17 protein-coding genes and 1 CRISPR repeat array are annotated in these 25456 nt (G+C 58.7%); of the genes, 9 read left to right on the top strand and 8 right to left on the bottom strand.

Features of this window, described 5'->3' with window-relative positions; translation table 11 throughout:
• Positions 1–436: 436 nt before the first annotated feature.
• Both clpA and clpS read right to left on the bottom strand, forming a co-directional pair.
• Positions 437–2716 (bottom strand): ATP-dependent Clp protease ATP-binding subunit ClpA, encoded by a 2280-nt coding sequence (gene clpA / locus V1599_RS10015; protein ID WP_112012283.1) that lies wholly within the window; start codon positions 2714–2716, stop codon positions 437–439.
• A gap of 27 nt (positions 2717–2743) precedes the next feature.
• Positions 2744–3064: an ATP-dependent Clp protease adapter ClpS gene (gene clpS / locus V1599_RS10010; RefSeq protein WP_006174393.1), complete on the bottom strand. Its 321-nt coding sequence runs from the start codon at positions 3062–3064 to the stop codon at positions 2744–2746.
• 267 nt (positions 3065–3331) lie between these two features.
• Between clpS and cspD the strand changes: the two genes are divergently transcribed.
• Entirely contained in the window at positions 3332–3565 is a 234-nt protein-coding gene (gene cspD, locus V1599_RS10005) for a cold shock-like protein CspD (protein ID WP_112012282.1), read from the top strand.
• 70 nt (positions 3566–3635) lie between these two features.
• On the opposite strand, the gene macB is transcribed toward cspD, so the two are convergent.
• From macB to V1599_RS09990, 3 genes are all read right to left on the bottom strand, one after another.
• Entirely contained in the window at positions 3636–5576 is a 1941-nt protein-coding gene (gene macB, locus V1599_RS10000) for a macrolide ABC transporter ATP-binding protein/permease MacB (protein WP_395301474.1), read from the bottom strand.
• Positions 5573–6688, bottom strand: coding sequence for a macrolide transporter subunit MacA (gene macA / locus V1599_RS09995; protein WP_112012280.1), 1116 nt, complete (start codon positions 6686–6688; stop codon positions 5573–5575). Before macA ends, macB begins: the two co-directional genes overlap by 4 nt.
• Positions 6689–6764: 76 nt before the next feature.
• Complete coding sequence (locus V1599_RS09990) at positions 6765–8423, bottom strand: ATP-dependent endonuclease (protein WP_112012279.1); 1659 nt, start codon at positions 8421–8423, stop codon at positions 6765–6767.
• A gap of 375 nt (positions 8424–8798) precedes the next feature.
• On the opposite strand from V1599_RS09990, the gene aqpZ reads away from it, so the two are divergent.
• The 8 genes from aqpZ (at position 8799) to V1599_RS09950 (ending at position 19846) form a co-directional block, all read left to right on the top strand.
• A complete protein-coding gene (aqpZ, locus tag V1599_RS09985; protein WP_112012308.1) occupies positions 8799–9494 on the top strand; it encodes an aquaporin Z in 696 nt (231 codons plus the stop codon).
• A gap of 156 nt (positions 9495–9650) precedes the next feature.
• Complete coding sequence (locus tag V1599_RS09980) at positions 9651–10550, top strand: lysine exporter LysO family protein (protein WP_395301473.1); 900 nt, start codon at positions 9651–9653, stop codon at positions 10548–10550.
• Between the two features lie 144 nt (positions 10551–10694).
• Positions 10695–12347: a hydroxylamine reductase gene (gene hcp, locus V1599_RS09975; protein WP_395301472.1), complete on the top strand. Its 1653-nt coding sequence runs from the start codon at positions 10695–10697 to the stop codon at positions 12345–12347.
• A 10-nt stretch (positions 12348–12357) separates the two neighbouring features.
• A complete protein-coding gene (gene hcr, locus V1599_RS09970; protein WP_395301471.1) occupies positions 12358–13326 on the top strand; it encodes an NADH oxidoreductase in 969 nt (322 codons plus the stop codon).
• 125 nt (positions 13327–13451) lie between these two features.
• A CRISPR array of direct repeats spans positions 13452–14321; the repeat unit is 28 nt; unit sequence TTTCTAAGCTGCCTGCTCGGCAGTGAAC.
• Between the two features lie 209 nt (positions 14322–14530).
• A complete protein-coding gene (gene poxB, locus V1599_RS09965) occupies positions 14531–16249 on the top strand; it encodes a ubiquinone-dependent pyruvate dehydrogenase (protein ID WP_112012275.1) in 1719 nt (572 codons plus the stop codon).
• Positions 16250–16287: 38 nt separating this feature from the next.
• Entirely contained in the window at positions 16288–17289 is a 1002-nt protein-coding gene (gene ltaE, locus V1599_RS09960) for a low-specificity L-threonine aldolase (RefSeq protein WP_395301470.1), read from the top strand.
• A gap of 14 nt (positions 17290–17303) precedes the next feature.
• Positions 17304–18731: a DUF2867 domain-containing protein gene (locus V1599_RS09955; protein WP_395301469.1), complete on the top strand. Its 1428-nt coding sequence runs from the start codon at positions 17304–17306 to the stop codon at positions 18729–18731.
• 101 nt (positions 18732–18832) lie between these two features.
• Positions 18833–19846 carry an NAD-dependent epimerase/dehydratase family protein gene (locus V1599_RS09950; protein ID WP_395301468.1) on the top strand — a complete coding sequence of 338 codons (1014 nt, stop codon included), beginning with the start codon at positions 18833–18835 and terminating at the stop codon, positions 19844–19846.
• A 245-nt stretch (positions 19847–20091) separates the two neighbouring features.
• Here V1599_RS09950 and V1599_RS09945 read toward each other — a convergent pair whose 3' ends face one another.
• The 3 genes from V1599_RS09945 to V1599_RS09935 all read right to left on the bottom strand — a co-directional run bounded on the left by V1599_RS09945 (position 20092) and on the right by V1599_RS09935 (position 25389).
• Complete coding sequence (locus tag V1599_RS09945; protein ID WP_395301467.1) at positions 20092–21924, bottom strand: glycoside hydrolase family 19 protein; 1833 nt, start codon at positions 21922–21924, stop codon at positions 20092–20094.
• A 138-nt stretch (positions 21925–22062) separates the two neighbouring features.
• On the bottom strand, positions 22063–22509 hold the full coding sequence (gene iagB, locus V1599_RS09940; RefSeq protein WP_112012270.1) for a type III secretion system invasion protein IagB: 447 nt from the start codon (positions 22507–22509) through the stop codon (positions 22063–22065).
• A gap of 135 nt (positions 22510–22644) precedes the next feature.
• Positions 22645–25389 (bottom strand): glycosyl hydrolase family 18 protein, encoded by a 2745-nt coding sequence (locus V1599_RS09935; protein WP_395301466.1) that lies wholly within the window; start codon positions 25387–25389, stop codon positions 22645–22647.
• Between the last annotated feature and the right edge of the window lie 67 nt (positions 25390–25456).

The raw sequence follows: 25456 nt of genomic DNA, 5'->3' as shown, positions 1-25456 counted from the left end.
ACGCTAACTTTCAAAAGTGTGCACGAACCTGATGATAGTTGACGAACCAACATCATTTCTCGCATGTAATCAGGACGCCAATCCCGACACCTGATTTTGCAGGTGCGCCGCCAATTTATCACTGTGAATTTATCCAGCAACCGACTTAGAAAGAAACTGGAAAGCGCCTCGCAAAATTCCTCTGCGGTCAGATGCCCTCACCCTGACCCTCTCCCACGGGGAGAGGGTAAAAACACCAAAAACAGCAACTTACGTTGCTGTTTTGCTTTTACCTTGCCTCACCCTGGCCCTCTCCCACAGGGAGAGGGAACAAACACTCAATACGTCAGCGCTGTTGCCGCTTTTCTTCCTCTTCCCGGCCCTTTCCACGGGGAGTGGAAGAAAAGCGGGCACAAAAAAAGCCGGGTTAGAAACCCGGCTTTTATACTAAAACGACTTAGTGTGCCGCTTCCGGCTTGTGCTTCGCCGCACTCTGGAAGTCGTAGGTCAGCTCGTTCTTCGCCTGGTCCAGCGCCACGGTGACCTGGCCGCCGTCCACCAGCGAGCCGAACAGCAGCTCGTTCGCCAGCGGTTTCTTCAGGTTGTCCTGAATCACGCGCGCCATCGGACGGGCGCCCATCGCACGGTCGTAGCCTTTCTCGGCCAGCCAGTTACGGGCCTCCTGGCTGACTTCCAGCGACACGCCTTTCTGGTCCAGCTGAACCTGCAGCTCGACGATGAACTTATCCACCACCTGATGGATCACCTCGGTAGACAGGTGATCGAACCAGATAATGTTGTCCAGACGGTTGCGGAACTCCGGCGTGAAGATCTTCTTGATCTCCTCCATCGCATCGGTGCTGTTGTCCTGGTGGATCAGGCCGATGGATTTACGCTCGGTTTCGCGCACCCCGGCGTTGGTGGTCATCACCAGCACCACGTTGCGGAAGTCCGCCTTGCGCCCGTTGTTGTCGGTCAGCGTCCCGTTGTCCATCACCTGCAGCAGGATGTTGAACACGTCCGGGTGCGCCTTCTCGATTTCATCGAGCAGCAGAACCGCGTGCGGATGCTTGATCACCGCGTCGGTGAGCAGGCCGCCCTGGTCAAAGCCCACATAGCCCGGAGGCGCACCAATCAGGCGGCTGACGGTGTGGCGCTCCATGTACTCGGACATATCAAAGCGCAGCAGCTCAATGCCCAGCGCTTTGGAAAGCTGGACCGTCACCTCGGTTTTCCCGACGCCGGTTGGGCCAGCGAACAGGAAGGAACCGACCGGCTTGTGGTCATGCCCCAGCCCGGCGCGCGCCATCTTGATCGCTTCGGTTAAGGCCTCAATGGCCTTATCCTGACCAAAGACCAGCATTTTCAGGCGATTGCCGAGAGTGCGCAGCGTGTCGCGGTCGCTCTGAGAAACGCTCTTCTCAGGGATACGCGCGATGCGGGCCACCACGGACTCAATATCCGCCACGTTAACCGTTTTCTTGCGCTTGCTGGCCGGCATCAGGCGCGCACGCGCACCTGCTTCATCGATCACGTCAATCGCCTTGTCCGGCAGGTGACGGTCGTTGATGTATTTCACCGCCAGCTCCACCGCCGCACGCACCGCTTTCGCGGTATAACGCACGTCGTGGTGCGCTTCGTACTTGGTTTTCAGGCCGTTGATGATCTGCACCGTTTCGTCAACGGACGGCTCGGTGACGTCGATTTTCTGGAAGCGACGCGCCAGCGCGCGGTCTTTCTCGAAAATGTTGCTGAACTCCTGGTAAGTAGTGGAGCCCATCACGCGGATCTTGCCGCTGGAGAGCAGCGGTTTGATCAGGTTAGCAGCATCGACCTGGCCGCCGGACGCCGCGCCCGCACCGATGATGGTATGGATTTCATCGATGAACAGGATGCTGTTGGTGTCCTGCTCCAGCTGTTTCAGCAGCGCCTTAAAGCGTTTTTCGAAATCGCCGCGGTACTTGGTGCCCGCCAGCAGCGAGCCGATATCCAGCGAGTAGATGGTGCAATCGGCAATGACTTCCGGCACGTCGCCCTGCACAATGCGCCAGGCCAGCCCTTCGGCAATGGCGGTTTTCCCCACGCCGGATTCCCCCACCAGCAGCGGGTTGTTTTTGCGGCGGCGGCACAGCACCTGGATCGCACGCTCCAGCTCTTTATCGCGACCAATCAGCGGATCGATACCGCCCACGCGAGCAAGCTGGTTAAGGTTGGTGGTGAAGTTTTCCATACGATCCTCCCCGCCTGCTTGCTCTTCGCTGTTGTTGATCTGATTGCTGGAGTCCGAAGCCTGGTTTGGCTCGTCTTTCCGCGTTCCGTGAGAAATAAAGTTCACCACGTCGAGTCGGCTGACTTCGTGCTTGCGCAGCAGGTAGGCCGCCTGGGACTCCTGCTCGCTGAAGATGGCCACCAGCACGTTCGCGCCGGTGACTTCGCTACGCCCGGAAGACTGGACGTGGAATACCGCGCGCTGCAGCACGCGCTGGAAGCTGAGCGTCGGCTGCGTGTCGCGCTCTTCTTCACTGGCAGGCAGCACCGGTGTGGTTTGTTCGATGAAGGCTTCGAGTTCCTGACGTAGCGCCACCAGGTCCACGGAGCAGGCTTCCAGCGCTTCGCGGGCGGACGGGTTGCTAAGCAGTGCGAGCAGTAAATGCTCGACGGTCATAAACTCATGTCGGTGCTCACGCGCTCTGGCGAAAGCCATGTTTAAACTGAGTTCCAGTTCTTGATTGAGCATAGGCACCTCCCCCAATTTTATGCCTTATCAGGCCTTTTCCAGCGTACACAGCAACGGATGCTCGTTCTCCCTCGCATAATCGTTCACCATCGCTACTTTGGTTTCCGCCACTTCTGCCGTAAAAATGCCGCAGATGGCTTTGCCTCGATAATGAACGGTAAGCATCAGTTGCGTTGCACGTTCTACATCATAAGAAAAGAACTTTTGTAGCACGTCAATAACAAATTCCATCGGCGTGTAGTCATCGTTCATTAACATAACTTTATACATAGATGGCGGTTTTAGCGCGTCGCGCACTTTGTCTTCCGCCAGCTGGTCGAAATCCAGCCAGTCGTTGGTCTTACCCATGATGCATCATCTTCTTGAATCTACCTCAGATGTTAGATAACAATCATCTATTACTGTCATCCGCGATGTCTGTCACAAACTGTTGCAATAGCGTTAACTGCTTCAAATTTTGGTTGATTATTGTCCCAACTCCAGCGCCAAACGCTTGACGGCTTCTTTCGTTTATCTAAATTGTACAAGCGTGAGTTGGCGAGGTTTTGAACAGCCTCCACTCCACCACCGGTTCATTCCATCTTAATTTATAAGATTTACGAAGGAAGTCGAAGCATGGAAATGGGTACTGTTAAGTGGTTCAACAACGCCAAAGGGTTTGGGTTCATCTGCCCTGAAGGCGGCGGCGAGGATATCTTCGCTCACTATTCCACCATTCAGATGGATGGTTACAGGACGCTCAAAGCCGGGCAGTCCGTTCAGTTCGACGTACACCAGGGGCCAAAGGGCAATCACGCCAGTCTTATCGTCCCCGTTATTGAAGCAGAAGCGGTCGCAACGGTCGCGTAGCGCTCTGTTTAATTGTGTACACCCCGCAGGCAAAATGCCAGCCCGATCGGCTGGCATTTTTATTTTCGGGTTATTCCCGCGCCAGCGCGTCTACCGGATCAAGCCGCGCGGCATTGCGTGCCGGGAGCCAGCCGAACAAAATGCCGGTAAAGGTCGAACACAAAAACGCGGTGAGGATCGCCACCGGCGAGAAGCCAATCTCCCAGCCCGGTAAAAAGAGCTGAAGCGCAAAGGCAATCATCATCGACAGCGCAATGCCCATCGCGCCGCCCACCAGGCACACCAGCACCGCTTCAATCAAAAACTGCTGCAGCACGTCGCTGGCGCGAGCGCCCACCGCCATGCGGATGCCGATTTCGCGCGTACGCTCCGTCACCGACACCAGCATGATATTCATCACCCCGATGCCGCCGACGACCAGCGAAATGACCGCCACCAGCGTCAGGAACAGCTGAAGAGTACGTGTGGTCTTTTCCGCGGTTTTCAAGAGGCCGTCCATGTTCCAGGTGAAGAAATCCTTCTTCCCGTGGCGCAGCGTCAGCAGGCGCTCAAGCTGCTGCTCGGCGAGGGCGCTGTCGTAACCTTCCTTCACGCGAACGGTGATCGAGTTCAGCCAGGACTGCCCCATAATTCGCCCGGAGATGGTGGAATACGGTAGCCACACGCGCAGGATTTTACTGCTGCCAAACATCGACTGCTTCTCTTCGGCTACGCCGATGACCGTCGCAGGCATGTTGCCGACGAGGATCACTTCACCCACCACGTTGGTTTTGTTCGGGAAAAGCTGCCTGCGCGAATTGTCGTCCAGCACAACCACCTGCGCCCTGCCCGCGAGCTGCTCGCCGTTGAAGGTCGCGCCCTGGCTAAAGGTCATGCCGTAGACGTTAAAATAGTCCCCGCTGACGCCGTTCGCGCTTGCCGCCACGTCGATGTTGCCGTAGCGCAGGCGCAGGTTTTGCGACACCGCGGGCGTGGCCGAATTGACCCACGGCTGCCGTTGGATGGCCGCCAGGTCGTCATACTTTAAGGACTGCTGGTACTGCGGCTCGTCGTCGCCGAAATCTTTACCGGGGTAGACGTCAATCGTGTTGGTGCCGATAGCGCGGATATCCGCCAGCACCAGCTGTTTTGCCGCGTCGCCCACCACCACAATCGACACCACCGAGGCGATGCCGATAATGATGCCGAGCATGGTCAGCAGCGTGCGCATCTTGTTGGCCGCCATCGCCAGCCAGGCCATGGTGAGCGCCTCGCGAAAGCCGCTGGAGAACTGGCTCCAGCCGCTGGAAACCGGCAGCGGCTCTTTCGGTGCCGCAGCGCGCGATTCGCGCGGCGGCGGGTTGCTTACCAGCTCGCCGTCGTGGATCTCGATGATGCGCTCCGCCTGCGCCGCCACCTGCGGGTCGTGGGTCACGATAATCACCGTATGCCCCTGATCGCGCAGCTGGTGGAGGATCGCCATCACCTCTTCACCCGAATGGCTGTCGAGCGCCCCGGTCGGTTCATCCGCGAGGATCACCTGCCCGCCGTTCATCAGCGCGCGGGCGATGCTCACGCGCTGCTGCTGGCCGCCGGAAAGCTGCGACGGCTGATACTCCACGCGCTCGGCCAGCCCCAGACGCGCCAGCAGCGCCTTCGCGCGCTCGAGGCGCTTTTTGCGCTCCACGCCCGCGTACACCGCCGGGACCTCAACGTTTTGCGCCGCGCTCAGGTGCGAAAGCAGATGATAGCGCTGAAAGATAAACCCAAAGTGCTCGCGGCGCAGCTTCGCCAGCGCGTCGCCGTCCAGCGTAGAGACGTCCGTCCCCGCCACGCGGTAGGTGCCGCTGGTCGGTTTATCCAGGCAGCCGAGAATATTCATCAGCGTCGATTTACCGGAGCCGGACGCGCCGACAATCGCCACCATCTCTCCCGCTTCCACGCGCAGTGTGATCCCCTTCAGGACCTCCACCGGCCCGTCGCCGGACGGGTAGCTGCGGCGAATATCGGTTAGCTCAAGCAGCGCCGTCATTTAGCCGCTCCGGGCAGGCTTTCGCTGGTGACGACCTCTTCGCCCTCTTCCAGGCCTTTCACCACCACCACGTCGGTGTCGTTGCGCTCGCCAATGGTCACCTCGCGCTCGCGGGTTTCGCCGTTGCGCAGCACTTTCACCTTATAGCGGCTGTCGCCAGCGGATTCGCCCAGCGCGGAGAGCGGGATGGTGAGGACGTTTTTCACGCCGGTCAGCTGAATGTGCACCTGGGCGGTCATGTCCAGACGCAGCACGCCCTGCGGGTTAGGCACCTCAAAGCGGGCGTAATAGAAGATGGCGTCGTTCACCTTCTCCGGCGTCGGCAGGATATCCTTCAGCACGCCCTCGTAGCGGGTTTGCGGATCGCCGAGCACCGTGAACCAGGCCTTTTGCCCAGGCTTAAGGTGAATAACGTCGGCCTCGGACACCTGCGCCTTGACCAGCATGGTGCTCATATCGGCCAGGGTCAGGATGTTCGGCGCCTGCTGCGCCGCAATCACCGTTTGCCCCTGGAGGGTGGTGATTTGGGTCACTTCACCGGCCATCGGCGCAACGATTTTGGTGTAGTCGAGGTTGGTTTTCGCCGTATCCAGCGAGGCCTGGTTACGCTTGATTTGCGCGTCGATGGTGCCAATCTGCGCCTGCTTGACCGCGACTTCCGTGGCGGCGGTGTCCAGATCCTGCCGAGAAATGGCCTGCGTTTTTGCCAGCGCCTGCTGGCGGCTCAGCGTCACCTGTGCAAGGCGGCTCTCCGCCTGCGCCTGGCTGCGCTGCGCGCGCAGCTCCATCAGCGTTGCTTCCACCTCGCGGATCTGGTTTTCGGCCTGCTCGGGGTCGATCACGCCGAGCAGCTGGCCTTTTTGCACCTTGTCGCCAATCTCAACCGACAGCGTTTTCAGCTGGCCGCTCACCTGCGCGCCCACGTCAACCTTGCGCAGCGCGTCGAGCTTGCCCGTCGCCAGCACGTTTTGCTGCAGCTCGCCGGGGCGAACAATCAGCGTCTGGTACTGGGGCACGGGCGCGTTCAGCACCTGCCATAGCCAATACACGCCGATCAATATCACTACCGCCAGCAGCAGAAAGAGCTTCCCGCGTTTTCCCTTAAGGTTCATAAATATTCCAATTAATTGTTCTGGCTATCATCGCCGTTGATTCTATCTGAACCGCGGGTTGCAGACAAAGCGAGCGCTAGTCGGCCCTTCCGCGCGCCAGCCAGAGCACGCGGGAGAACATCTTGCGCAGCAGCGTCGGAACGGATTCCACGCCGCGCCTGCCCGCCTCCGCCGCCACCTCAATCGCCAGGTCGGGCTTCGACGAGCGGTGGATCGCTTTGGCAATCACCCGGCGCATATTCATCGGCACGTCGACCGGCACCATTGCAATACGGTGGAATACGTCGTCAAACCCCTGACGGTACATAAAGTGCTCCATGTCCATGGCGGGCAGCGCGGTCAAATGATCGCGCTCTTCTTCCCGGTCGTTGTTCAGCAGGCTGCGCACGGTGGAGGCGTACTTCTTGCCCGCCTCGTCGCCGTCCACCAGCACGTGCCACTCTATGCCCATCCGACGGGCAAACTTGATCAGCGGCTTGAGCCCCGACTGGGCAAATTCGATCACCTTAATCCCTTCCGCGTCAAAATGGTGGCCGCACTGGCGCGCCAGCTCGTTGATGACCCAGGTTTCCGTTTCGCCTTCCACCAGCAGCCAGCAGCGGGCGAACAGCGACGATGCGCGGTTGAAGCGGATGTGGAACGCAATGCGCCGCCCGTCCTCGGCGTTTAGCCCGCCCGGCCCCAGCCGGTAGGCCGTTACGCGCGAAGACTCACGCACCAGGCGGCAAACGTACTCCACCGGGGTCAGCGAAAGCAATTCGCCGGAGTTGGTGGTGGCGATCCGCTGCAGCGGCAGCAGGTTGAGCAGGTGCCAGGCGACGGAGAGCATGATCGGGTGCAGGCGCGTTTCAGGATCTTCCACCAGCAGCAGCGGCCGCGCGTCCCGGTCGAGGCGGACGGTGCCCTTCGCCTGCAGCAGCGTGGAGAAAAGCCCCAGCAGGATCACCCGGTGCGTGCGGCCCCCGGGGCGGTCAATCATCCGGTTAATAATGTCGAGATAGCGCCAGCTGCGCTGCTCGTCGTGCGAGCGGCGGCGCATCAGGCGGTGGCGGGACTGAGACGTTCCCTGCTCGGAGAAGTAGTGTTCCAGCAGCTGGACCATCGCAGACAGCCCCTGGCGGATCTGCCCGTCGCTGAGGTTCTGCGGCCGGGAAACCAGCTCGCGGGCCAGAAAATCCAGCTCGCGGGCGGTCACCTCCACGTCCGGCATATTGGGCACGGAGCCGTTACGAATGCGCCGCATAAAGCGCGCGTCGCGCAGGCGCAGGACCGGCATCAGCCGGATCAGGTGGCGGGCAAGCTCGTCGATGTCCTGAAGCGGGATCGGATTGCCTTTCTGGTCGAGAAACTCGCGCAGGGTGAGAACGCTGTCGTTTTCCGCCATCTCACCTTCCAGGCGGTAGAAAAGACGATGATAGCCGTCTTCACATGGCACCCAGCACGGCGACATCGGTCGGAAGCGGCGAATGCGATGGCGACCGGGCTCAGACTCGCGGAAGGTCAGAATGATGTGCAGGTGCTTCTCGCGCCCGGCGACGTCTCCCGGCGGAAACCAGAAGTCGTCGTGCGTGAAGTGATAAAGGGTATCGTCCGGCGAGAGAAGCAGGGTCAATGCGTCCAGCAGGCTGGACTTACCCCAGGCGTTCTCCCCAATCAGAACATTATTTTGCTCAAGTTGCAGCGACAGGCGGTTTATACCGCGAAACCCGACAATTTCTACACGTTCGAGAAGCATAAATCCCCCGCAAAATGAACACTTTTTCCTTCAAGTTATCAGCAGTATAGCGGCAGGGCGCCCGGCAGGACATACCCATACGCGTCGATTATTTAACGCTGGGCGATAAAATTCAGATTCTCCCTACACGGTTTCGTTTGAAATAATGCTAACGGAGCAAGATACTACCGCTCCGAAATTGGTCTATGCTTTTTTTACCACCCGTTCGAACAAGGAACGACATCACATTGCCTAAAATCAAATTAATTGAATTTATTTAACTGGCGAAGGGATGTTAATGGTTTCTAAAATATTGGCTCTTTGAGTCGTCATCCCTTTATGACGATATAGGCCGTGCGCTTTAAAGCGTGCGGAAGTTTATTTTTTGAGGTGGTTATGTTTAGAAAATTAGCGGCAGAATGCTTTGGTACATTCTGGCTGGTGTTTGGTGGCTGCGGTAGCGCGGTGCTTGCGGCGGCATTTCCGGAATTAGGTATTGGATTTGTCGGCGTCGCGCTGGCCTTTGGCCTGACGGTATTAACCATGGCATTTGCCGTGGGGCATATTTCCGGAGGTCATTTCAACCCGGCCGTTACCCTCGGCCTGTGGGCCGGCGGCCGTTTCCCGGCAAAAGAGGTGATTGGCTATATTATTGCCCAGGTGATCGGCGGCATTATAGCCGCAGCGGTGCTGTACGTTATTGCCAGCGGTAAAGCAGGCTTTGATGCTGCCGCCAGCGGCTTTGCCTCTAACGGCTATGGCGAGCACTCACCGGGCGGATACTCTATGCTCTCTGCCATCGTGATTGAAATCGTGCTGACCGCGGGCTTCCTGCTAGTGATCCACGGCGCAACGGACAAGCACGCGCCTGCAGGCTTCGCGCCGATCGCGATTGGCCTGGCGCTGACGCTCATTCACCTGATCTCAATCCCGGTAACCAATACTTCCGTCAACCCGGCGCGCAGCACCGCGGTCGCCATTTTCCAGGGCGGCTGGGCGCTTGAGCAGCTGTGGCTGTTCTGGGTGATGCCAATCGTCGGCGGTATCCTGGGCGGCGTGCTGTACCGCACCCTGCTGGAAAAACGCGATTAATCATTCCCTCCCTCTCCCCGTGGGAGAGGGCAACGGACCGCACGCACGAGCCGGGTAAGGCGTAACCGCCCCCCGGCTTTTTTTGTGGCTTTACTGGGCAGCCTTTATTGGGTAGTGTCTCTGGCGCTTAAAGATACTCAAAAGGAAAGGCCGTTCATGTTTTCAGGACTCCTCATTATTCTTTTGCCCCTGATCGTGGGCTACCTTATACCGCTGCGGCGTGAATCGGCATTAAGGCTGATCAACCGTTTTCTCAGCTGGATTGTCTACGTCATTCTTTTCTTTATGGGAATAAGCCTGGCCTTCCTCGATAACCTGTCGGCCAATTTACTCTCTATACTTCATTATTCCGCGGTCACCGTTGTGGTTATTTTGCTGTGCAATATTGCCGCGCTTTTTTGGCTCGAACGGTCTATTCCGTGGAAAAACCACCACCATCAGGAAAAATTACCCTCACGTATAGCCATGGCGCTGGAATCATTAAAGCTGTGCGGCGTGGTGGTGCTCGGCTTTCTGCTCGGCTTAACCGGATGGGCATTTTTACAGCACGCAACGCAGGCCAGCGAATATACCCTGATTTTCCTGCTGTTCCTGATCGGCATTCAGCTGCGCAATAACGGCATGACGCTAAAACAGATTGTCCTCAATCGTCGGGGAATGATTGTGGCAGTGGTCGTGGTCGCCAGCTCGCTGATTGGCGGCGTCATAAACGCCTTAATTCTCGACCTGCCGATCAAAACGGGCCTCGCGATGGCATCGGGCTTCGGCTGGTACTCTCTTTCCGGGATCCTGCTCACCGAGTCCTTCGGCCCGGTCATCGGCAGCGCCGCCTTCTTCAATGACCTGGCGCGCGAGCTGATCGCCATTATGCTGATCCCGGGCCTGGTGCGCCGCAGCCGCTCGACGGCGCTCGGCCTGTGCGGTGCCACCTCAATGGACTTCACCCTGCCCGTTTTACAACGCTCCGGCGGCATTGAGATGGTGCCTGCCGCCATCGTCCACGGCTTTATTCTGAGCCTGCTGGTCCCGATTCTGATGGCATTTTTCTCAGCCTGATACCTCTCTGGCGGTAGCGTCCCTGCCGCCAAAATTGCGCTAAATCAATCTCCCTCTCTTTTGTAGCAGAAAGCACTTTTCTCCGTCCCGGCACGGGCATAATCTTAAACATGTATATCAAATATAACTTTAACAGGTGTGATTATGTTTTGTGTGCAATGTGAACAAACCATCCGTACCCCGGCAGGCAACGGCTGCTCCTACGCGCAGGGAATGTGCGGTAAAACCGCAGAAACCTCAGACCTGCAGGATCTGCTGATCGCGGCGCTGCAGGGGCTGTCCGCGTGGGCGTTTAAAGCCCGCGAATACGGGATTGTCGACCACGACGTCGACAGCTTTGCGCCACGCGCCTTTTTCTCCACGCTGACCAACGTCAACTTTGACTCTCCGCGTATCGTCGGTTACGCCCGTGAAGCCATCGCCCTGCGCGAAGCGCTGAAGGCGCGGTGCCTGAGCGCGGATGCCAACGCCGCGGTGGATAACCCGATGGCCGGGCTTCAGCTGGTCAGCGACGACCTCGGCGAGCTGCAGCGCCAGGCGGCGGAATTTACCCCAAACAAAGACAAAGCGGCGATTGGCGAGAACATTCTCGGCCTGCGCCTGCTCTGCCTGTACGGCCTGAAGGGCGCCGCGGCCTATATGGAACACGCGCACGTTCTCGGCCAGTACGACAACGATATTTACGCGCAGTATCACAAGATCATGGCGTGGCTGGGCACGTGGCCTGCCGACATGAATGCGCTGCTTGAGTGCTCCATGGAAATCGGCCAGATGAACTTCCGCGTAATGAGCATTCTCGACGCCGGTGAAACCCGCACCTACGGCCACCCGACGCCAACGCAGGTCAACGTGAAGGCCACCGAAGGCAAATGCATCCTGATTTCCGGCCACGACCTGAAGGATCTCTATAACCTGCTGAAGCAGACCGAAGGCACCGGCGTAAACGTCTATACCCACGGCGAAATGCTGCCCGCGCACGGCTACCCGGAGCTGCGTAAATTCAAGCACCTGATCGGCAACTACGGCAGCGGCTGGCAGAACCAGCAGGTGGAGTTCGCCCGCTTCCCGGGCCCGATCGTGATGACCTCTAACTGCATCATCGACCCAACCGTGGGCGCGTACGACGACCGCATCTGGACCCGCAGCATCGTCGGCTGGCCGGGCGTGAGCCACCTCGAAGGCGACGATTTCGGCCCGGTGATTGCGCAGGCGCAGCAGATGGCGGGCTTCCCGTACAGCGAAATTCCGCACCTCATCACCGTCGGCTTTGGCCGCGAGACCCTGCTGGGCGCGGCGGATTCCCTGATTGACCTGGTGAGCCGCGAGAAGCTGCGCCACATCTTCCTCATCGGCGGCTGCGACGGCGCGCGCGGCGAGCGTAACTACTTCACCGATTTCGCCACCCGCGTGCCGGAAGACTGCCTGATCCTGACCCTGGCCTGCGGCAAATACCGCTTCAACAAGCTCGACTTCGGCAACATCGAAGGGCTGCCGCGCCTGGTGGATGCCGGCCAGTGTAACGATGCCTACTCGGCCATCATTCTGGCGGTCACGCTGGCGGAAAAACTGGGCTGCGGCGTGAACGACCTGCCGCTCTCGCTGGTGCTCTCCTGGTTCGAGCAAAAGGCCATCGTCATTCTGCTGACCCTGCTCTCTCTCGGCGTGACCAATATCGTGACCGGCCCTACCGCGCCGGGCTTCCTGACGCCGGACCTGCTGGCCGTGCTGAACGAGAAATTTGGCCTGCGTTCGGTGACGAACGTAGAAGACGACATGAAACAGCTGCTGAGCGCATAAGGAGTTTTTGATGACGATGCCAACCTCACAGTGCCCGTGGCGGATGCAGGTTCACCACATCCATCAGGAGACGCCGGACGTCTGGACGCTCTCGCTGCTGTGCCATGACTACTACCCGTACCGCGCGGGCCAGTATGCGCTGGTCAGCGTGCGCAACGCTGCGGACACCCTGCGCGCCTACACCATCTCCTCCACGCCGGGCGTAAGCGAGTACATTACCCTCACCGTGCGCCGCATCGATGACGGCGCAGGCTCTCAGTGGCTGACGCGCGACGTGAAGCGCGGGGACTATATCTGGCTTTCAGACGCGCAGGGCGAGTTCACCTGCGACGACAAAGCGGAAGATAAGTTCCTGCTGCTGGCGGCGGGCTGCGGCGTGACGCCGATTATGTCAATGCGCCGCTGGCTGGCGAAAAACCGCCCGCAGGCCGACGTGCTGGTGATTTTCAGCGTGCGTTCACCGCAGGACGTAATTTTTGCCGACGAGTGGCGCAACTACCCGGTGACGCTGGTGGCGGAAAATAACGCCACGCACGGTTTTGTGCCGGGCCGTTTGAGCCGCGAGCTGCTGCAAAGCGTGCCGGACATTGCCTCCCGCACCGTGATGACCTGCGGCCCGGCTCCGTATATGGATATCGTGGAAAAAGAGGTGAAGGCGCTGGGCGTGACGCGCTTCTACAAAGAGCAGTTCTTCACCCCGGTGGCGGAAGCGGCCACCAGCGGCATCAGGTTCACTAAGCTGCAGCCTGCGCAAACCTTCTTTGGCCGCGTGGGCACCACGCTGCTGGAAGCGCTGGAAAGCAACAAGGTGCCGGTCGCGGCCGCCTGCCGCGCGGGCGTGTGCGGCTGTTGCAAAACGAAAGTGGTGTCCGGGGACTATACCGTCAGCAGCACCATGACGCTGACGGACGCGGAAATCGCCGAAGGCTACGTGCTCGCCTGCTCGTGCCATCCGCAGGGTGATTTGGTTCTGGCGTAAGCCGCCAGCGCAAACCAAAAGCCCGGTTAGCGATATCGCTGCCGGGCTTTTAGGTTCTGCACTTGCTTGATACAGCGCTGCCTGTACGGCAGTGCGAATGATACCGATCGCATAGATTCGATTATTTCCTAAACTGCCTGAACTGCAGTGAACCCGCCAGGCTCCGTCAAACCCCTTCGGATTTCGTTTCTAAGCTGCCTGCTCGGCAGTGAACGCTGTGCTGCCGTCATTCAAAGGGGGCGCGGATTTCTAAGCTGCCTGCTCGGCAGTGAACCATCGCGAGTTCTCGCTCTATTCTGTCTGTGATTTCTAAGCTGCCTGCTCGGCAGTGAATACCGGAATGATGCGCCATTACACACAGCAAACTTTCTAAGCTGCCTGCTCGGCAGTGAACCTGAAATAACAGTCACCGGGTCGCCTATTTTTTTTCTAAGCTGCCTGCTCGGCAGTGAACTTGGAAAACTGGCGCACAAGCGAAGCAGCCGTCTTTCTAAGCTGCCTGCTCGGCAGTGAACAGCTGATTATGGCCGGCAGCGATTTTGATTTGTTTCTAAGCTGCCTGCTCGGCAGTGAACGTCTCTGCGCTTGCTGTACAGCGCGCCGTCGTTTTCTAAGCTGCCTGCTCGGCAGTGAACATATAGCTGATAACGATTATAAGTTTCTTACTTTTCTAAGCTGCCTGCTCGGCAGTGAACTAGAAGCTGGAGCAACAGCACCAGGACCAGGATTTCTAAGCTGCCTGCTCGGCAGTGAACTATTGCTGCAGCGTCGGCGTAGCGACAACAAGTTTCTAAGCTGCCTGCTCGGCAGTGAACCGAAAGACCCGGCTTAGCAGGGGGTTTGAAGCTTTCTAAGCTGCCTGCTCGGCAGTGAACCACGGGTCGACAGGTTTTGCATTATCTATGCGTTTCTAAGCTGCCTGCTCGGCAGTGAACACGAAGTTCCTACTTTTAAGTGGCCCTATTATTTTCTAAGCTGCCTGCTCGGCAGTGAACTGGACCAATCTACGCTTATCTCCTTGTAAAATAAATACAACCCACGCATTTTCGCCAGTAAACCCTTTTTTCAGCGCTCTCTTTTCCCGCTATACAAATCAATAGATTACAAATCACGCAAAAAAAAGGGTCTGCGCATCTTCTGCCGGGCAAGCCGCTTTCTTTCTTCTAAGCTTGTAAGCGAGATCACTTAAAGGAGATGGACACCCATGAAACAAACCGTGGCTGCATATATAGCTAAAACCCTCGACCAGGCGGGCGTTAAGCGCATCTGGGGCGTGACCGGCGATTCCCTGAACGGGCTGAGCGATAGCCTCAATAAAATGAAAACAATCGAATGGATGCCTACCCGCCATGAGGAGGTCGCCGCGTTTGCCGCAGGCGCGGAGGCGCAGCTGACGGGCGAACTGGCCGTCTGCGCCGGGTCGTGCGGGCCGGGCAACCTGCACCTGATTAACGGCCTGTTCGATTGCCACCGCAACCGCGTGCCGGTGCTGGCGATTGCCGCCCACATCCCCTCTTCCGAAATCGGCAGCGGCTATTTTCAGGAGACGCATCCTCAGGAGCTGTTCCGTGAATGCAGCCACTACTGCGAGCTGGTCTCCTCGCCGGAGCAAATTCCCCAGGTGCTGGCGATCGCCATGCGCAAGGCGGTGCTCAACCGCGGCGTCTCGGTGGTGGTTCTGCCGGGCGACGTGGCGCTGAAGGCCGCGCCGGAAAGCGCCAGCAGCCACTGGTATCCCGCGCCGCTGCCGGTGGTGACGCCAGCCGAAGAGGAGCTGAGAAAGCTCGCCCAGCTGCTGCGCTACTCCAGCAATATCGCCCTGATGTGCGGCAGCGGCTGCGCGGGGGCGCATAAAGAGCTGCTGGCGTTCGCGGGCAAGCTGAAAGCGCCGATCGTCCACGCCCTGCGCGGCAAAGAGCACGTCGAATACGATAACCCGTACGACGTCGGCATGACCGGGCTGATCGGCTTCTCCAGCGGCTTCCATACCATGATGAACGCCGACACGCTGGTCCTGCTCGGCACCCAGTTCCCGTACCGCGCCTTCTACCCGACCGATGCTAAAATCATCCAGATCGACATCAACCCCGGCAGCATCGGCGCGCACAGCAAGGTGGACATGGCGCTGATCGGCGATATTAAAGCCACCCTCACCGCCCTGCTGCCGCTTCTGGAAGAAAAAACCGACCGCAAGTTCCTCGACAAAGCGCTAAGCGACTACCGCGACGCGCGCAAAAGCCTGGACGATCTCGCTAAGCCGAGCGACAAGGCGATTCACCCGCAGTATCTGGCGCAGCAGATCAGCCATTTTGCCGACGACGATGCCATCTTCACCTGCGACGTGGGCACGCCAACCGTCTGGGCGGCGCGCTATCTGAAGATGAACGGCAGGCGCCGCCTGCTCGGTTCGTTCAACCACGGCTCGATGGCTAACGCCATGCCGCAGGCGCTGGGCGCGAAGGCTACCGCGCCGGAGCGTCAGGTGGTGGCGATGTGCGGCGACGGCGGGTTTAGCATGCTGATGGGTGATTTCCTGTCGGTGGTGCAGATGAAGCTGCCGCTTAAAATCGTGGTCTTTAACAATAGCGTGCTGGGCTTCGTGGCCATGGAGATGAAGGCCGGAGGCTACCTGACGGACGGCACCGACCTGCACGACACCAACTTCGCCCGCATCGCCGAAGCCTGTGGCATCACCGGCATCCGCGTGGAGAAGGCCTCGGAGGTAGACGAAGCCCTACAGCGCGCCTTCTCCATCGACGGCCCGGTGCTGGTGGACGTGGTGGTTGCCAAGGACGAGCTGGCCATTCCGCCGCAGATCAAGCTGGAGCAGGCCAAAGGCTTCAGCCTCTACATGCTGCGCGCCATCATCAGCGGACGCGGCGACGAGGTGATGGAGCTAGCAAAAACCAACTGGCTCAGGTAAAACATCTGGCATTGCCTTTTTAAACATAAGGACTTGCCATGATTGATTTACGCAGCGATACCGTAACCCGGCCGACGCGCGCCATGCTCGACGAGATGATGGCCGCCCCGGTCGGGGACGACGTGTACGGCGACGACCCGACGGTCAACGAACTTCAGCGCTTCGCGGCGGAGCTGGGCGGCAAAGAGGCCGCCCTGTTCCTGCCAACCGGTACGCAGGCCAACCTGGTCGCGCTGCTCAGCCACTGCGAGCGCGGCGAAGAGTACATCGTCGGCCAGGGCGCGCATAACTACCTGTACGAAGCCGGCGGCGCGGCGGTGCTCGGCAGCATTCAGCCGCAGCCGATTGACGCCGCAGCGGACGGCTCCCTGCCGCTGGATAAGGTCGCGGCGAAAATCAAAGCCGACGATATTCACTTCGCCCGCACCAAATTACTGAGCCTCGAAAACACCCACAACGGCAAAGTGCTGCCGCGCGAGTACCTGAAAGCGGCGTGGGAATTTACCCGCGAGCGCGGGCTGGGCCTGCACGTTGACGGCGCGCGCATCTTTAACGCGGTGGTGGAATACGGCTGCGAACTCAAAGACATCACGCAATATTGCGACTCGTTCACCATATGCCTCTCCAAAGGGCTGGGGACGCCCGTCGGCTCGCTGCTGGTCGGCAACGCTGACTACATCAAGCGCGCCAACCGCTGGCGTAAGATGACCGGCGGCGGCATGCGCCAGGCGGGGATTCTGGCGGCGGCGGGCCTTTATGCGCTGAAAAACAACGTGGCGCGTCTGAAGGATGACCACGACAACGCCGCGTGGATGGCCGCGCAGCTGCGCGAGATCGGCGCGGACGTGATGCGTCACGACACCAACATGCTGTTCGTGCGCGTGGGCGACGAAAACGCCGCCGCGCTGGGCGAGTTTATGAAGGCCCGCGGCGTGCTGATCAACGCCTCTCCGGTGGTGCGCCTGGTGATGCATCTTGACGTCAGCCGCGACCAGCTGTCTGAAGTCGTGAAGCACTGGCAGGCGTTTTTACAGCTTTAATAAAGGAGAGCAACGTGGCGCAACGGATTCTGGTGCTGGGTGCCAGCGGGTATATCGGTCAACATCTGACCTCGGCGCTCGGCCAGCAGGGGCATCAGGTGCTGGCCGTGGCGCGCAGCACGGAACGCCTGCAAAAGCAGCAGCTGCCCGGCGTCACCTGCCACAACGTCGATTTGAACTGGCCGAAGACGCTGCCCGCGCTGCTCGAAGGCGTTGATACGCTTTATTACCTGGTTCACAGCATGGGCGAAGGCGGCGATTTCATCGCCCACGAGCGCCAGGTGGCGATGAACGTGCGCGACGCGCTGCTGCAAACGCCGGTGAAGCAGGTGATTTTTCTCAGCTCGCTGCAGGCGCCCGAGCACGAGCAGTCGGACCACCTGCGCGCGCGCCAGCTGACCGGCGACACCCTGCGCAGCGCCAATGTCCCCGTCACCGAGCTGCGGGCGGGGATCATCGTCGGCGCAGGCTCGGCCGCGTTCGAAGTGATGCGCGATATGGTCTACAACCTGCCGGTGCTGACGCCGCCGCGCTGGGTACGCTCACGCACCACGCCGATTGCGCTGGAAAACCTGCTGCATTACCTGGTGGAACTGCTTAACCATCCCGCAGACCAGCACCGCGTGCTGGAAGCGGCAGGCCCCGAGGTGCTGAGCTACCAGGAGCAGTTCGAACATTTTATGCGGGTCAGCGGCCGCCACCGGCTTCTGGTGCCCGTCCCCTTCCCGACCCGCTGGATCTCGGTGTGGTTTTTAAACGTCATCACCTCCGTGCCGCCGACCACGGCGAAAGCGCTGATCCAGGGGCTTAAGCACGATCTGCTGGCGGACGATCGCGAGCTTCGCGCGCTGATCCCGCAGGATTTGATCCGCTTCGACGACGCGGTGCGCAAGACGCTGAAGGAAGAGGAAAAGCTGGTGAACTCCAGCGACTGGGGCTACGACGCCCAGGCCTTTGCCCGCTGGCGGCCCGAGTACGGCTACTACCCTAAACAGGCGGGCTGCACGGTGAAAACCGAGGCGAGCCTGGCGTCGCTGTGGGAGGTGATCAACCAGATCGGCGGCAAGGAGCGCTACTTCTTCGGCAATATTCTCTGGCAAACGCGCGGCGCGTTGGACCTGCTCGTCGGCCACCGGCTGGCGAAGGGCCGCCCCGCTCATCCCTATTTAAAGGTTGGCGATGCGGTCGACAGCTGGAAGGTGATTATCGTCGAGCCGGAAAAACAGCTGGCGCTGCTGTTTGGCATGAAGGCGCCGGGCCTTGGACGGCTCTGCTTCACGCTGAAAGACAAAGGCGACCATCGCGAGCTGGACGTTCGCGCGTGGTGGCACCCGCACGGCATGCCCGGCCTGTTCTACTGGCTGTTTATGATCCCGGCGCACCTGTTTATCTTCCGCGGCATGGCAAAACGCATTGCGCGGCTGGCAGAACAAAAGCATTAAAATATCTAATTAAAACTCTTATTCTTTCACCTTTCCCATTGCATACTCGCGTAATTCACGGAAGAATGCGCACGAAATTCTTTTCAACACAGTGGACAGTTATGAAGGTACTGGTTACCGGTGCGACCAGCGGCTTAGGCCGAAACGCGGTCGAGTTTCTGCGCAACAAAGGCATCAGCGTCAGGGCAACCGGTCGCAACGAGGCAATGGGCAAGCTGCTGCAAAAAATGGGCGCGGAATTTGTCCATGCGGATCTGACGGAGCTGGTCTCCTCTCAGGCTAAGGTGATGCTTGCCGGAATCGACACGCTGTGGCACTGCTCCAGTTTCACCTCGCCGTGGGGAACCCAGGAAGCCTTCGATCTCGCCAACGTGCGCGCAACGCGTCGTCTGGGCGAATGGGCCGTTGCCTGGGGCGTGCGTAACTTCATCCATATCTCTTCCCCGTCGCTCTATTTTGATTATCACCACCACCGCGATATTCAGGAAGATTTCCGTCCGGCGCGCTTTGCCTGCGAATTTGCCCGCAGCAAGGCCGCCAGCGAAGAGGTTATCGACCTGCTTGCGCAGTCCAACCCGCATACCCGCTTTACCGTACTGCGCCCGCAGAGCCTGTTTGGGCCGCATGATAAGGTGTTTATCCCACGCCTGGCGCAGATGATGCACCACTACGGCAGCGTGCTGCTGCCGCGCGGCGGCGATGCAATGGTGGATATGACCTACTACGAAAACGCGGTTCACGCGATGTGGCTGGCAAGCCAGCCGGACTGCGAAAAGCTGGTTTCAGGCCGGGCGTATAACATCACCAACGGCGAGCCGTGCACGCTGCGCAGCATCGTCCAGAGGCTGATTGACGAGCTGCAGATCCAGTGCCGCATTCGCTCCGTTCCCTATCCGATGCTGGACATGATCGCCCGCAGCATGGAGCGCTTTGGCAGCAAATCCGCCAAAGAGCCTGCGCTGACGCACTACGGCGTTTCGAAGCTCAACTTTGATTTCACGCTGGATATTTCTCGCGCGCAGAACGAGCTGGGGTATAAGCCGGTGGTGACGCTGGATGAGGGGATTGTGCGCACGGCAGCGTGGTTACGCGATCACGGGAAGCTTCACCGCTAGTTTGGTGCCCTCACCCCGGCCCTCTCCCACAGGGAGAGGGAGAAAATCACACCGCGCACAGTCTGTCCCCTCTCCCACAGGGAGAGGGAGAAAATCACACCGCGCACAGTCTGTCCCCTCTCCCATGGGGAGAGGAAGAAAATCACACCGCGCACGATCTGTCCCCTCGCCCCTTTGGGGAGAGGGTTAGGGTGAGGGGAAAGTGTAAACACCAAAACGGCAACCTTTCGGTTGCCGTTTGCTGTTTACAGAGCCGTCCAGGCATCAGCCCATGCCAGACCTGCGCCTGGTTCATAGTATGACGGGGCGTTGTTACACCAGCCGCTGTACGGGAACGGTTTGCACTGGAACAGTTTACCGTGGTTGTTCACGATATCACCTGCGTTGTACTTGCTGTTCGCGCTCCACGCGGCGTATGAACCGGAGGTGCCTTCGTCTTTTGACGGAGTGGCGGCTTTAGCCTTCACGTTCAGCAGATAGGTGGTAGTGCTGCTCAGCTCGCCGTCGCTGACGGTCAGGCTGACTTCAATCTGCTGCGCGGTTGCGGACTCAGGCGCAGTGAAAGTCACTACCGCTTTGTCCTGGCCGGTCACCGTGGTGCCGTCCTGGGAACGCCAGGTGTAGGTCAGCTGGTTGCCGTCCTGGTCGGAGGAGCCTTCCGCGCTCAGGGAAACCTGTGCACCGGCTTCAACCGCGCCGATTGGACCGGCGATCTGCGCCACTGGCGCATGGTTAACCACGGCCGGTTCAGCTGGCGTTTCATCCGGCGTTGGCGCAGGTGCTGGTGCTGGCGTTTCATCGGCCGGCGTTGGCGCTGGGGTTACCGGCGTTTCGTCAGGCTTGGTGGCAGAGCCGTCGTCGTTGATGATGTTAACGTTGTAGAATTTCTTCACGCAGTTAGTGTAATCACCCTCTTTGAAGGCGCTGAACGGCGTCTGGTAGCCCACCAGCTGGCAAGAGTAGGTCTTACCGTCTGGCGTATCCGCGCTCCATCCCCAGTCCTGCTCCCAGTAAATCTTCAGCGCGCCCGCGCCGCCTTCGTCGAACTGCTTCATGTTGGCGCAGCCCAGCACTTCGTTTGCCGGAACAGGCACTTTCAGGTAGTTCGCGAACTCTTTGTAGTACTTGATGCGGTTCTGAGACTGAGCAATTTCAGTCGGGCCGCCGCACTCAACGCCGCCGTTGATGATCTGGGTAGTCACGCCGAAGCCTGGAACCAGGCCGTTCGCCTTATCGCGATCGTTTGGCTGCCAGGTGCCGTCGATAACCTGCAGCATGCTTGGTTTTGGCGGCTGTGGATACGCGAAGAAGAAGATCGCGGACGCCAGGTTCAGCCAGGTGTCAGCCACCAGCTCAGGCTTGTCGAGCAGGGTGCGAACGGTGCCAAACATCGCTTCAGAGAACGGACCGTAGTTGTAGTTGTAAGAGAGCTGCTTCGCGCCGCGGCCAAAGTAGCTGACGAAGTCGCCGTCTTTATCTTTACCGCAAGGCCAGGTCTGACCCTGCCAGATTTCCGGGTTACATTCACCGTTGTAGCCGCCCTTCTGGCCTTCGGTCCAGCCCATTTCACGGACGTGAACCAGCGCCTGACGCCATTCGGCTTCTGGACGCCAGCTTTCGTGGCCGCCGGTTTCCTGCGCAAAGTGGGCAAACATGGTTGCCAGCTCTTTACGGCAGATCGCGTCGCTGTCGCGACCGTCGTTATAGGTCTTACACAGCGCCGGGAACTTGCCCACCACCTTCAGGAAGTTGCTATAGGTATAAGAAGCTGCGCGCATCGGGAACAGATACTCCCAGTCGCTCTCCTTCACGATGCCTTCAACGCGCTTCACGTTGTCCGGATTCGCCGCGCGGCCTGGCTCAATCAGCTCAACCTGCTCGTTATCCAGCGTGCGGATGGTCTCCTTGACGGACGCCATCAGCGGGAAGCTCGTCAGCTCCTTCTCTTTTTTCGCCAGATCGCTGGCTTTCATGGTGTACGGTTCGCTGCTGGTCGCCTGCAGCGAAGCAGCCTGAGCCATAAACGGAGCAACGCATGCCCCTGCAACGAGTAAGCTCAGAAGAGTCCTTTTGTTCATCTCAAATAATCCTGTTTTTAAGCAACAATGGTTAATGCAAACACGGCTTATGTATTAGTCCATTAATAAATAAACCTGAGCGTGCGGTTCTTTTCACTTTCTGAAGAACACTGAACGGTATTCTTCAAAAAACAAAAATTAATAAACATATGCGTTACGCTGTTTTATTTCCTGATATTTACTCCACACCTTGTGGGCATATTGCATTCGCTTCGGATAATTCTCTTTTTTCAGCCCGGCGTTATACGCGCCTACCGCTTCCCAGTTATAGCCATACACTTTAATCATATTAGAGAGAATGGATGCGCCAACCATGATGGAGGTGCAGGGTTCAACAATAAGGCGGCGTTCATCAATGCCGCGGCGTTCTAATTCATCAAAATGGGTGCTGTTAATCTGCATCAGCCCTACATCATGCGAACCGTCACGGTTCCAGCCAACGGCTCTGGGGTTCATTCCTGATTCCACCTTAGCGATGGCAAATAATAAATACGGGTCGACGTGGTAATAATGCGCCGCTTTATCCCAACAGTTTGCAAACACGCTCTGGCTGACAAACAGTAATAATAAAATCATGCGTTTCATTTATGCACCTGCTTACGTTATATCCCATCCTCTTTTTGCGCACGTCACTGTTAATTTTAGAATTGACCACACCCGAAGCGGGGCGTGGTCAGATATTGCGGGCGAATATTACGCCCGCAATGTTAGTTCAGAAGATTATTTGCAGTCCGCAGACGCGCCTTCTTTCACCCATACGTCGCTGTTGCCCGGTTTGTCACCGCGGGTCCACCATTTCGCACGGTATACGGAACCGTTGTAGGTGGTGGTTTCACCGCCGTTGTAGACGAGGTCAGAGCGCCAGTTCATTTTCACCTGGCTGACCAGTTCCCATGCGTCAGCATCGAAGCCTGGCTTGTTGCCCTGAGTCCAGTATTTCGCTTTCCAGACCAGGTTGCCGGAGCTGACGGTGTCGCCGTTGTTGTAAACCTTGCTGGCGTCCCATGCAGCGTATTTGCTGGCATTGGCGTCTACTGGGTTATCACAGCTGCCGGTTGCAGTGCCTTCGTCCGCTGGCTGAGTCCCTTCATCGGATGGGGTAGTCCCTTCATCAGATGGGGTAGTGCCTTCGTCAGACGGCTGAGTGCCTTCGTCAGACGGGTTGGTATCTTCGTCAACAGGGGCCGGAGCCGCTTTAGGCGATACGGAAACCTGTACATCGGACTGCACGCTGGTTTTACCGTCAGAAACGATAACGCTCAGGGTGTAGCTGGAGTCAGAGCTTACGTCTGGCGCGGTGATGTTAACGCTGGAGGTATTAGTACCGGTCGCGTGCATATCCGCTGGAACGCTCCAGGAGTAGGTCAGCGCATCACCGTCCGGATCCGCAGCCTGTGCGTTCAGGGTGTAGCTCTGGCCTGCTTCCAGGGAAACCGCGTCGATTTTGTTAACGACAGGGGCCTGGTTCGCTTTTGGCGCTTTGTTCAGAACCTGCACGTCCACAGAGTTGCTCAGACCTTTCGCATCCGTCACGGTCAGGCGGAACGCCAGCGTCTGGTTGCTGGTGACCGCAGCCACGTTGAAGGTGGCCTTCGCCTTGGTGCTGTTCGCCAGGGTCACGGTTGGGCCAGAGATCTGGGTCCATTTGTAGGTCAGCGCATCGCCGTCCTGGTCGCTGGAAGCAGAACCGTCCAGCGTTACCGCTGCCGGGCCCGTTACGGACTGGTCAACCGCAGTGGCGACCGGCGCATGGTTGGTCGCAACAGGCTCAACCGGCGTTGAGCCGCCGAGCAGGCTTTCGTTCATCGCGTTCAGGATGTCGCCGTTATCGGAGTCGATAGACCAGGAGAACAGGCCACCCAGGTTTTTCGCCATCACGTACTTGCCCTTAGCGGCAGTAGAGCGGGCGTCTTCATAGGTGATCAGGTCACCGGTAGACTTGTTGAATACGTACGGTGCTTCTGCTGCCGCATCATATTTGTATTCCCAACCCGGCTTGCCCTTGTACTCGTTAACGATCTGACGGTAGTCAACGACGCCCGGTTCCCAGGTCCCTTTCACTGGACCGGTTGCCGTACCGGTGAACGGGTTGTCGCCGGTGTAACCGTGAACGCCAGTCCAGCCGCGGCCGTACATGCCCGCACCCACCACGATTTTGCCCGGCTGTACGCCCTGAGCAAGCAGCGCGTCAACGCCGTTTTCGGTGGTGTAGTTGGTGTCTGGCTTCCACTCAGCGCCGCGCAGCGCCGCCTGGTGACCCAGATCGGTGTTGCTCCAGCCGCCGTAGAAGTCGTAGCTCATCAGGAAGATGTGGTCCATGTACTGCTGGGCAGCGTTGTAATCCACATCTTCGATCTTGTCTTTACCGGCACCGATGGCGCTGGTCAGCTCGTAAGAACGGCCGGTTTCAGCAGACAGCTCGTTCAGCATGGCGCGCAGGTCGTGCATCAGCGCGGTGTAGGTGGCTTTGTCCTGCTGCGGGTTGCCGAGGTTTTCGCTCACGCCGCCGCCGCCAGGGAACTCCCAGTCGATATCTACGCCGTCGAAGAATTTCCAGGTTTTGAGGAAATCTTTAACAGAGGAGACGAAGCGTGCGCGGATCGCGGAGTCGCCCATGTGGAAGAACGGATCAGACAGGGTCCAGCCGCCGATAGAAGGCAGAATTTTCAGGTCAGGGTGGGCTTTTTTCAGCGCCATCAGCTGGCCGAAGTTACCTTTGTACGGGTCGTCCCAGTTAGAGACGCCGGACTGTGGTTTTTGCAGCGCAGCCCACGGGTCGTGGATTGCCACGGTGTAATCAGGGCGGCCTTCACAGTCGCGCTGGAGCACGGAGAAGCTGTTACCGCCTTCAACGGTTTTCAGACCGTCGTTGATGCCGTCGCCGCCGCAGATTGGAATGAAGCCGTACAGAATGTGGTTCAGGTTAGCGGCAGGAATTTTATCTACCGGGAAGTTACGGCCGTATACGCCCCACTCTGGGAAATAGGCGGCAACCACTTTATCAGTGTGCTTGCTGAAGGATTTGTTGTTTTCCTGCATCGCTGCGTTCAGCGGCAGCAGGTGGCTACCGTCGGTATCGGCAACGACGATCAGCTTGCTCGCGCTCTTGGTGCAGCCGCTGGCGTTACACAGCTCAACCTGCTCCTGGTAACGACCACCTTTTTTCACTTTGAAGGTCGCCGAGCCGGACGCGCTGCCCGCGCCGCTCCAGACGGTTTTGCCGTCAAGCAGGACTTTCGCAGAGGTTGGCGCATCGCCGCTCCAGACGTTCCACTCAACCTTAACGTCAGCGCCGTCATGCACTTTCACAAGGCTGTTATAGTCCTGCGCGGCCTGATCCACTTCTACAATGGCAAACTTGTCGTTGCCGCTGCTGATAGAAGGCGTACCCGGTGCCGCTGCGAAGACAGAGCTGGACGCTGCTGCCACAAAAAGCGCCAGATATTTAGGCTTCATAAATTTCATTCTTATTTCCTGATAAATTTATTTGAAAATGTGTTACCCATGCTTTCCTTTAAAACATGGAATATAA

The sequence above is a fragment of the Enterobacter sp. ECC-175 genome (assembly GCF_043968675.1).
Classification (GTDB): Bacteria; Pseudomonadota; Gammaproteobacteria; order Enterobacterales; family Enterobacteriaceae; genus Enterobacter.
The sequence above is the reverse complement of the archived record's forward strand: the minus strand, read 5'-3'. Positions and strand labels throughout refer to the sequence as shown.

What these genes read in the sequence shown, in the direction of transcription:
- clpA (WP_112012283.1), bottom strand. Translation starts at nt 2,716, where the DNA reads ATGCTCAATCAAGAACTGGAACTCAGTTTAAACATGGCTTTCGCCAGA.
- cspD (WP_112012282.1), top strand. Translation starts at nt 3,332, where the DNA reads ATGGAAATGGGTACTGTTAAGTGGTTCAACAACGCCAAAGGGTTTGGG.
- iagB (WP_112012270.1), bottom strand. Translation starts at nt 22,509, where the DNA reads ATGAAACGCATGATTTTATTATTACTGTTTGTCAGCCAGAGCGTGTTT.
- V1599_RS09990 (WP_112012279.1), bottom strand. Translation starts at nt 8,423, where the DNA reads ATGCTTCTCGAACGTGTAGAAATTGTCGGGTTTCGCGGTATAAACCGC.
- V1599_RS09950 (WP_395301468.1), top strand. Translation starts at nt 18,833, where the DNA reads ATGAAGGTACTGGTTACCGGTGCGACCAGCGGCTTAGGCCGAAACGCG.
- V1599_RS09980 (WP_395301473.1), top strand. Translation starts at nt 9,651, where the DNA reads ATGTTTTCAGGACTCCTCATTATTCTTTTGCCCCTGATCGTGGGCTAC.
- poxB (WP_112012275.1), top strand. Translation starts at nt 14,531, where the DNA reads ATGAAACAAACCGTGGCTGCATATATAGCTAAAACCCTCGACCAGGCG.
- macB (WP_395301474.1), bottom strand. Translation starts at nt 5,576, where the DNA reads ATGACGGCGCTGCTTGAGCTAACCGATATTCGCCGCAGCTACCCGTCC.
- ltaE (WP_395301470.1), top strand. Translation starts at nt 16,288, where the DNA reads ATGATTGATTTACGCAGCGATACCGTAACCCGGCCGACGCGCGCCATG.
- hcp (WP_395301472.1), top strand. Translation starts at nt 10,695, where the DNA reads ATGTTTTGTGTGCAATGTGAACAAACCATCCGTACCCCGGCAGGCAAC.
- macA (WP_112012280.1), bottom strand. Translation starts at nt 6,688, where the DNA reads ATGAACCTTAAGGGAAAACGCGGGAAGCTCTTTCTGCTGCTGGCGGTA.
- V1599_RS09945 (WP_395301467.1), bottom strand. Translation starts at nt 21,924, where the DNA reads ATGAACAAAAGGACTCTTCTGAGCTTACTCGTTGCAGGGGCATGCGTT.
- hcr (WP_395301471.1), top strand. Translation starts at nt 12,358, where the DNA reads ATGACGATGCCAACCTCACAGTGCCCGTGGCGGATGCAGGTTCACCAC.
- aqpZ (WP_112012308.1), top strand. Translation starts at nt 8,799, where the DNA reads ATGTTTAGAAAATTAGCGGCAGAATGCTTTGGTACATTCTGGCTGGTG.
- V1599_RS09935 (WP_395301466.1), bottom strand. Translation starts at nt 25,389, where the DNA reads ATGAAATTTATGAAGCCTAAATATCTGGCGCTTTTTGTGGCAGCAGCG.
- clpS (WP_006174393.1), bottom strand. Translation starts at nt 3,064, where the DNA reads ATGGGTAAGACCAACGACTGGCTGGATTTCGACCAGCTGGCGGAAGAC.